The 6,905-nt window shown below is 63.9% G+C and carries 8 protein-coding genes and 2 pseudogenes; 9 read left to right on the top strand and 1 reads right to left on the bottom strand.

The window, feature by feature from the left end; all coding sequences use genetic code 11:
* The 8 genes and pseudogenes from I6E42_RS12510 to I6E42_RS12470 form a co-directional block, all read left to right on the top strand.
* Positions 1–620 (top strand): annotated as a pseudogene (locus I6E42_RS12510) (DNA mismatch repair endonuclease MutL); the annotation flags it as partial.
* On the top strand, positions 620–973 hold the full coding sequence (locus I6E42_RS12505) for a hypothetical protein (RefSeq protein ID WP_235372345.1): 354 nt from the start codon (positions 620–622) through the stop codon (positions 971–973). The pseudogene I6E42_RS12510 and the gene I6E42_RS12505, both read left to right, overlap by 1 nt.
* Before the next feature lie 70 nt (positions 974–1,043).
* Entirely contained in the window at positions 1,044–1,988 is a 945-nt protein-coding gene (gene miaA / locus I6E42_RS12500; protein ID WP_235372344.1) for a tRNA (adenosine(37)-N6)-dimethylallyltransferase MiaA, read from the top strand.
* A gap of 224 nt (positions 1,989–2,212) precedes the next feature.
* Positions 2,213–2,449, top strand: a complete 237-nt coding sequence (hfq, locus tag I6E42_RS12495) for an RNA chaperone Hfq (RefSeq protein WP_235372343.1) — start codon at positions 2,213–2,215, stop codon at positions 2,447–2,449.
* Positions 2,450–2,499: 50 nt separating this feature from the next.
* Positions 2,500–3,768: pseudogene (locus tag I6E42_RS12490) on the top strand (HlyD family efflux transporter periplasmic adaptor subunit); the annotation flags it as partial.
* Positions 3,769–3,897: 129 nt separating this feature from the next.
* Complete coding sequence (locus tag I6E42_RS12485) at positions 3,898–4,608, top strand: YggS family pyridoxal phosphate-dependent enzyme (protein WP_235372341.1); 711 nt, start codon at positions 3,898–3,900, stop codon at positions 4,606–4,608.
* Between the two features lie 48 nt (positions 4,609–4,656).
* Positions 4,657–5,151 (top strand): cell division protein SepF, encoded by a 495-nt coding sequence (locus I6E42_RS12480; protein WP_235372340.1) that lies wholly within the window; start codon positions 4,657–4,659, stop codon positions 5,149–5,151.
* Positions 5,152–5,449: 298 nt separating this feature from the next.
* Complete coding sequence (locus I6E42_RS12470) at positions 5,450–6,190, top strand: DivIVA domain-containing protein (RefSeq protein WP_235372339.1); 741 nt, start codon at positions 5,450–5,452, stop codon at positions 6,188–6,190.
* A 151-nt stretch (positions 6,191–6,341) separates the two neighbouring features.
* On the opposite strand, the gene I6E42_RS12465 is transcribed toward I6E42_RS12470, so the two are convergent.
* The gene (locus I6E42_RS12465) at positions 6,342–6,560 is read right to left on the bottom strand and encodes a helix-turn-helix domain-containing protein (protein ID WP_235372338.1); all 219 of its coding nucleotides are present in this window, start codon (positions 6,558–6,560) and stop codon (positions 6,342–6,344) included.
* A gap of 91 nt (positions 6,561–6,651) precedes the next feature.
* On the opposite strand from I6E42_RS12465, the gene I6E42_RS12460 reads away from it, so the two are divergent.
* Positions 6,652–6,804, top strand: coding sequence for a hypothetical protein (locus I6E42_RS12460; RefSeq protein ID WP_235372337.1), 153 nt, complete (start codon positions 6,652–6,654; stop codon positions 6,802–6,804).
* The last annotated feature ends 101 nt before the right edge of the window (positions 6,805–6,905 follow it).

The raw sequence follows: 6,905 nt of genomic DNA, 5'->3' as shown, positions 1-6,905 counted from the left end.
CTTCCTGGGGGAGCAGGGCGGCGGAGGGGAAACCCTCCCCCGCCCTGCTCCCCCAGGAAGAGCCCTGGCGGCTGGCGGGCGAGGTGCTGAACACTTACATCATCGTGGAGCAGGGGGAGAAGGTGTTCTTCATCGACAAGCACGCCGCCCACGAGCGGATGAACTTCGACCGGATGAAGGCCCAGGGCTATGACCCCATGGCCCAGACCCTGCTGGCCCCCGTGACCTGCCGCCTGGCGGCGGAGGAGCAGGAGGCTTTGCTGTCCCGCCTGCCCCTGCTGGAGGAGTTCGGCTTCGATGTGGACGAGCTGGGTGGAAAACTGGTGATCCGCCAGGCCCCCTTCGACGTGGAGGTGGAGGACATTGAGGCCACCCTCACCGAGATCGCCCAGAAATTGCTGACCACCGGCGGGGCCGACCCCGCCGCCGCCCGGGACGAGCTGCTCCACACCATGGCCTGCAAGGCGGCCATCAAGGGGGGCTGGAAGACCAGCCCCCGGGAGCTGGAGCGGGTGGCCCAGGCGGTGATGAGCGGCAGCGTAAAATATTGCCCTCATGGCCGTCCCGTGGCCATCCAGCTAAACAAAAAGGAGCTGGAGAAGCAGTTCAAGCGGATCTGATGGGCAATATTTTACAGGCGCAGCCGCCGCAGGGCGGAATTCACTTCCGCCCGAGGACAAAATCAAAAGGGTCCCCGGCGGGCACGGCCCGCTGGGAAAAAATATTGCCCCCATGGCCGTCCCGTGGCCATCCAGCTAAACAAAAAGGAGCTGGAGAAGCAGTTCAAGCGGATCTGATGGGCAATATTTTACAGGCGCAGCCGCCGCAGGGCGGAATTCACTTCCGCCCGAGGACAAAATCAAAAGGGTCCCCGGTGGGCACGGCCCGCTGGGAAAAATATTGCCCCCATGGCCGTCCCGTGGCCATCCAGCTGACCAAAAAGGAGCTGGAGAAGCAGTTCAAGCGGGCCTGACGGGTAATCTGTTGTAGGGCGGGGGCTTGCCCCGCCGCCCCAAGAATTTCAATGCAAAGGAGGTGGGGCCATGCCCCCGAAAATTTTAGTGATCACCGGCCCCACCGCCTCGGGCAAGACCAAACTGGCGGTGGAGCTGGCTCTCCGCCACAACGGCGAGGTGGTGTCCGCCGACTCCATGCAGGTCTACCGCCGCATGGACATCGGCACCGCCAAGCCCACGGCGGAGGAGATGGGCGGCGTCCCCCACCACATGATCGACGTGGCCGACCCGGAGGAGGACTTTTCCGTGGCCCGGTATGTGGACATGGCAGCCCGCTGTGTGGACGATATTTTGGCCCGGGGGAAGCTGCCCATCCTGGCCGGGGGGACGGGGCTGTACGTCGATTCCCTGCTGTCCGGCCGGACCTTCGCCGCCTTTTCCCCCGAAAGCCCCCTGCGGGGGGAGCTGGAGGAGCGGATGCGGACCGAGGGGGGCCAGGCCCTGTTGGCGGAGCTGTCCCGGGTGGACCCGGACACCGCCGCCCGGCTCCACCCCAACGACGAAAAGCGGATCATCCGGGCCCTGGAGGTCTGGCTGTCCACCGGAAAGACCATCACCCAGCACAACGCGGAAACCAGGGCCATCCCGCCCCGGTACGACGCCCTGACCCTCACCCTGGGCTTTGAGCGCCGGGAGGACATGTGGGCGCGCATCGACCGCCGGGTGGATGTGATGATGGCCCAGGGGCTGGTGGAGGAGGTCCGCGCCCTCCTGGACAGCGGCGTGCCGGACAAGTGCACCTCCATGCAGGCCATCGGCTACAAGGAGATGGCCGCCGCCCTCCGGGGGGATGGGGACGTCCGGGCCGCGGCGGAGGAGATCAAGCTCCGCTCCCGCCAGTATGCCAAGCGGCAGATCACCTGGTTCCGCCGGAACCGGGGGGCCAAATGGCTGCTCTGGGGGGAAAAAACGGATTTTGAGAGGACCTGTCAGGCTTCGACAGAATATGTGGCAGAATTTGGTATAGGATAAGGGCACTCAGGGCCGAGAGAAGCGCGGAGCCGTCGAGAGCAGCGCGGATGGACCGGAGCGAGGGCGAGAAACCGAAGGGACGCGCAGCGGACCTGTTTCAAGCCCGAGGCGAAGGGAAGCCGCGCGTCGCGAACAGGCGCAGCGTGACAAGCAGAAGCGCGGAGCCGTTGTGAGCAGCGCGGAGCCGTAAACTCCTGGCCCGTACAGAAAAAGGAGTGCTACTTATGCCGAAAACCAACAACCTTCAGGAAATTTTTCTCACCCAGCTGCGCCGGGAGCGCCGCCCTGTCACCGTCTTTCTCATGAACGGGTTCCAGATGCGGGGCTATGTCACCGGATTCGACGCCTTTTCCGTGGTACTGACCAGCGACGGAAAGCAGATGTTCATCTACAAGCACGCCATCTCCACCATCACCCCGGAGCGCCCCGTGCCCTTCACCGAACCGGGCGGCGGCGACTGAGCTCCGGCCCCGGGAAATCCCTCCATCCCCGCTGAAAGAAAGAGAGAACAGCCATGAAGCAAGGAAAATCCCTCATCACCTTTGTGATGGTGGCCATTGCCGCCGCCCTGTGTGTCTATTTCGGATTTTACGCCTTCCGGACCCTGGACGACCCCTACACCACCACCCTGGCCTACCAGTACACCGCCAACGACAGCGTGGAGGCCGACGGGATCCTGGTCCGGAAGGAGCAGGTGCTCACCGTCGAGGGGGGCATCGTGGAGGTGACCCGGGGCGAGGGAGAAAAGGTGGGCGTGGGCCAGACCGTGGCCCTGGTCTACCGGGACAGCCAGGCCCAGGCCGACCAGGCGGAGCTGGACGCTCTGGAGCAGGAGATCCGAGTGCTGGAGTACGCCGTCTATGACGCGGGGAACGTGGAGTCCGCCGCGCGGCTGGACGAGGACATCCTCCAGGCGGTGGTGGCCCTGCGCTCCGCCTCCGCCCTGGGGGACTACAATGACCTGGAGGAGCAGGTGCGCACCGTCAAGAGCAGCGTGCTCAAGCGGGGCTATACTTACGGCGACGGGGTGACCTCCGCCGACCTGTCTGACCGGCTCCGGGAGCTGCGGAGCAGCTACACCGCCCTGAGCCAGCAGAACGCCGCCGCCACCACCCGGGTGAAGGCCGCCCAGTCGGGGGTCTTCTCCAGTCTGGTGGACGGCTATGAGAGCCTACTCACCCCCGAGACGGTGTTCCAGCTCACCCCCTCCTCCCTCCGGGAGCTGATGGCGGGGGACGGCGCCGGCGGCGGAGGCGTAGGCAAGCTGATCACCGCCGACCGGTGGTACTTTGCCGCCGCCCTGCCCCAGGACGTGACCCAGCGGCTCCGGGAGGGAAATACCGCCAAGCTCCGGTTTACCGGGGACTTTTCCCAGGATGTGGACATGCGGGTGGACCAGATCGGTCCGGTCGAGGACGGCAAGTCGGTGGTGGTCTTCTCCTCCGACCGCTACCTGGCCCGGACCACCCTGCTGCGCCGCCAGACGGCGGAGCTGATCTTCGACAGCTGGTCCGGCCTGCGGGTGCCCAAGGAGGCGGTGCGCATGGTCACCGTGACCTATGAGGACAAGTCCACCGGGGAGACCGTGGAGGAGAACCGCCTGGGGATCTACGCCCTGGTGGGCGGCCGGGTGGAGTTTAAGCGGATCGAGGTGGTCACCGAGGGCGGCGGCTACTATGTGGTCCGCGCCGCCGGGTCGGGCAGCAGCGCCCTCCGGGCGGGGGATGAGATCATCGTCCAGGGCACCGGGCTGTACGACGGACAGCTGCTGGAATATTGAGGACCCGGGGAGTGAAGCCGTAGGGCCCGCCCCCATCGGGCCGCACCTACGGGAGATTTCGTGTTGGAAATAACCGCCTGAGGGCGGCAAAGGATAAAACCACAGCGCCAGACAGAGAGAAGGATTTTTATGGGTATCAAGGAGCATGTTCAGGCCGTTCAGGCCAAAATCGAGGCCGCGTCCCTGGCCGCGGGGCGGGACCCGAAAGAGGTCACCCTGTGCGCCGCCACCAAGGTGCAGACCGACGACACCATCCGGGCCGCCATCGCCGCGGGCATCCAGGTCTGCGGAGAGAACCGGGTCCAGGAGCTCACCGCCCACCTGGAGGCGGACGCCTACGCCGGGGCCCGGGTCCACTTCATCGGCCACCTCCAGACCAACAAGGTCAAGCAGGTGGTGGGCAAGGTGGAGCTGATCCACTCGGTGGATTCCGAGAGGCTGCTCCGGGCCATCGACGCCCAGGCGGACAAGCTGGGTATCCGGCAGGACATTCTGCTGGAGGTAAATATCGCCAGGGAGGAGAGCAAGGGAGGCTGCCTGCCGGAGGAGGTGCCCGCCCTGGCGGAGCTGGCCCAGAGCCTGGGACACCTGCGCCTCCGGGGCCTGATGGCCATCCCCCCCATCTCTCCGGAGCCGGGGGCCAACCGGCCATATTTTGCCGCCATGCGTCAGCTTTTTGTTGACATAAGGGAAAAAATGTCGGATAATCAAACTGATATGGATTGTCTGTCCATGGGTATGAGCGGAGACTATGAGGACGCCATCCGGGAAGGGGCCACCCTGGTCCGGGTGGGCACCGCCCTGTTTGGCCCCCGTCCCCCCATGGGAGCGGCCCGCTGAGGCCCCACGGACGCATGATAGACCTGCCAAAGAAAAGAGGAAGCTGCCATGGGAATCTTTGATGAATTCAAGAGACTGGCCCACCCCTATGAGGATGAGGAAGAAGACGATTTTGAGGACGACTTCGACGTGTCCCCCCGCCCTGTGGAGCGCCGGGACCGGACTGACCGCGCCGAGCGCACCGATCGCCTGGCCCGCACGGAGAGCGCCTATACCCCCGGCGACGAGGAGCGGCGCAGCAACAAGGTGGTGAACATCCGGGCGGCCACCCAGCTCCAGGTGGTGCTGGTGAAGCCGGAGAAGTTTGAGGACGCCTCCGCCATCGCCGACCACTTGAGGGAGAAGCGCACCGTGGTGCTCAACCTGGAGTCCACCAACAAGGAGATCGCCCGCCGCCTGCTGGACTTCCTGTCCGGCGTGGCCTACGCCAACGAGGGCAAGATCAAGAAGGTGGCCATCTCCACTTACATCATCACGCCCTACAACGTGGACATTCTGGGCGACCTGATCGATGAGCTGGAAAACAACGGGCTCTACTTCTGAGATGGCCACCGGGGCCCCATCGCAGATGGGGCGGCGCCGGGAGGCGCCGTAAATTCGGAGGGCCGCAGGCCCGGAGAATTTCCGCAGGGCGAATTGATTTCGCCCGAGGATTTTAGAATCCCGGGGCCCCCGCACGATGCGGAGCATCGGGTGGGGCGGCCATCTCCACTTACATCATCACGCCCTACAACGTGGACATTCTGGGCGACCTGATCGATGAATTAGAGAACAACGGGCTGTATTTTTGAGACAGACAGACCACGGCCTGTCCCTGTAATTTTGGATCGGAGGGATTTTTATGCTGACTCCGCAGGAAGTATCCGAGCGCGCCTTCCAGAAGGCGTCCTTCGGCGGCTATAACATGGCCCAGGTGGACGAGTTCCTGGATGTGCTCACCGGGGATTACTCCACCCTGTACAGCGAGAACGCGGTGCTGAAAAGCAAGATGAAGGTGCTGGTGGACAAGGTGGAGGAGTACCGCTCCACCGAGGAGGCCATGCGCAAGGCTCTGATGACCGCCCAGCGGATGGCCGACGACCTGGTGAAGGAGGCCGAGCAGAAGAAGGCCGACATTCTCCGGGAGGCGGAGGGCGAGGCCCTGCGCCGCAAAGAGGAGATCAACAAGGAGCTGACGGCGGAGGCCTACCGCCTCCAGGAGGCCCAGCGGGCTACCGCTTCCTTTGTGGAGAAGGTGCGCGCCCTCCAGGCTGGACAGGCGGAATTTCTGGACAAGCTGGCCGACCTGTGCCCCGCCGGCGCCGCACAGAGCGCCGACCCGGTGGAGGAGGCTGTCGAGGAGATCGACGACAATGTCCAGCGGCTGCTGGCCCAGGCCATGGCCGACGCCACCGCCGAGAACCTGCGGGCCAAGCAGGCGGAGGAACCCCAGGAGGACCTGGAGGATACCGCCGAGTTTCCCCCTGTCTCCGGAGAGGAATTCCGGGAGGACGAGGAGGAGCATCAAGAGGTGCGGTCCGCCCGGGGCAGCCGCATCGATTTCGGCGAGCTCCAGTTCGGCCGGGATTACGAGATCAAATAAAAGCAGATAAAACAAGCGGCCGCCCGGTGGGCGGCCGCTTTTTAAACGGCAGGATGAAAAGGGAACATGCGGCCCGATGAGGGCATCGGGCCCTACAGAGTGGGTGGACCGGGGACAACTACGGGTATGACGCGCATCACGATGCGCCCGCCTATGTCCGGGGATATGGCTCACGGACATCGGTCAGGCCCAGCAGGTAATCCACACTGGTATGGTGGAACACAGCCAGCTGGATCAGTACAGCGGAAGGAATGTCCCGCTGGCCCAGTTCATAGTTGCTGTATGCCTGCTGGGAGCAGTGGAGATGAGACGCGACCTGGGCTTGGGAGAGGTCGGAATCCTCTCTAAGGTCTTTGATGCGCTGATACATGGAGATCACCTCATAAAGAGTATAGTTTACCTCAAAATGTTGTATTTACATTTACAACAAAATGCAGTAATATTGCTGTGAGGTGACGGCCATGAAAGAGAATCCCAAGAAAAAGGTCGGCGTATCCATGCCGCAGGAGCTGTATGAGCAGGTGAAACTCTTGGCGAAGGAGAATTGCTATACTGTGCCGGGATATATTCGGCAAATTTTGAAAATCCACGTCCGCCGGCAGGCGGACAAATGAAAAAGCGCCCGGGCTTCCGGGCGCTTCCTCCCTTAAGACCAGGGCGCCAGCTCCACCCGGACGAAGTAGCCCTGGGGGTGGCGGCAGACGGGGCACTGGGC

The organism is Pseudoflavonifractor phocaeensis (genome assembly GCF_021531815.1).
GTDB classification, from domain to species: Bacteria; Bacillota; Clostridia; order Oscillospirales; family Oscillospiraceae; genus Lawsonibacter; species Lawsonibacter phocaeensis_A.
The sequence above is the reverse complement of the archived record's forward strand: the minus strand, read 5'-3'. Positions and strand labels throughout refer to the sequence as shown.

Coding starts and splice junctions, on each gene's coding strand:
- I6E42_RS12460 (WP_235372337.1), top strand. CDS start 6,652: ATGAAAGAGAATCCCAAGAAAAAGGTCGGCGTATCCATGCCGCAGGAG.
- I6E42_RS12505 (WP_235372345.1), top strand. CDS start 620: ATGGGCAATATTTTACAGGCGCAGCCGCCGCAGGGCGGAATTCACTTC.
- I6E42_RS12485 (WP_235372341.1), top strand. CDS start 3,898: ATGGGTATCAAGGAGCATGTTCAGGCCGTTCAGGCCAAAATCGAGGCC.
- hfq (WP_235372343.1), top strand. CDS start 2,213: ATGCCGAAAACCAACAACCTTCAGGAAATTTTTCTCACCCAGCTGCGC.
- I6E42_RS12465 (WP_235372338.1), bottom strand. CDS start 6,560: ATGTATCAGCGCATCAAAGACCTTAGAGAGGATTCCGACCTCTCCCAA.
- I6E42_RS12480 (WP_235372340.1), top strand. CDS start 4,657: ATGGGAATCTTTGATGAATTCAAGAGACTGGCCCACCCCTATGAGGAT.
- miaA (WP_235372344.1), top strand. CDS start 1,044: ATGCCCCCGAAAATTTTAGTGATCACCGGCCCCACCGCCTCGGGCAAG.
- I6E42_RS12470 (WP_235372339.1), top strand. CDS start 5,450: ATGCTGACTCCGCAGGAAGTATCCGAGCGCGCCTTCCAGAAGGCGTCC.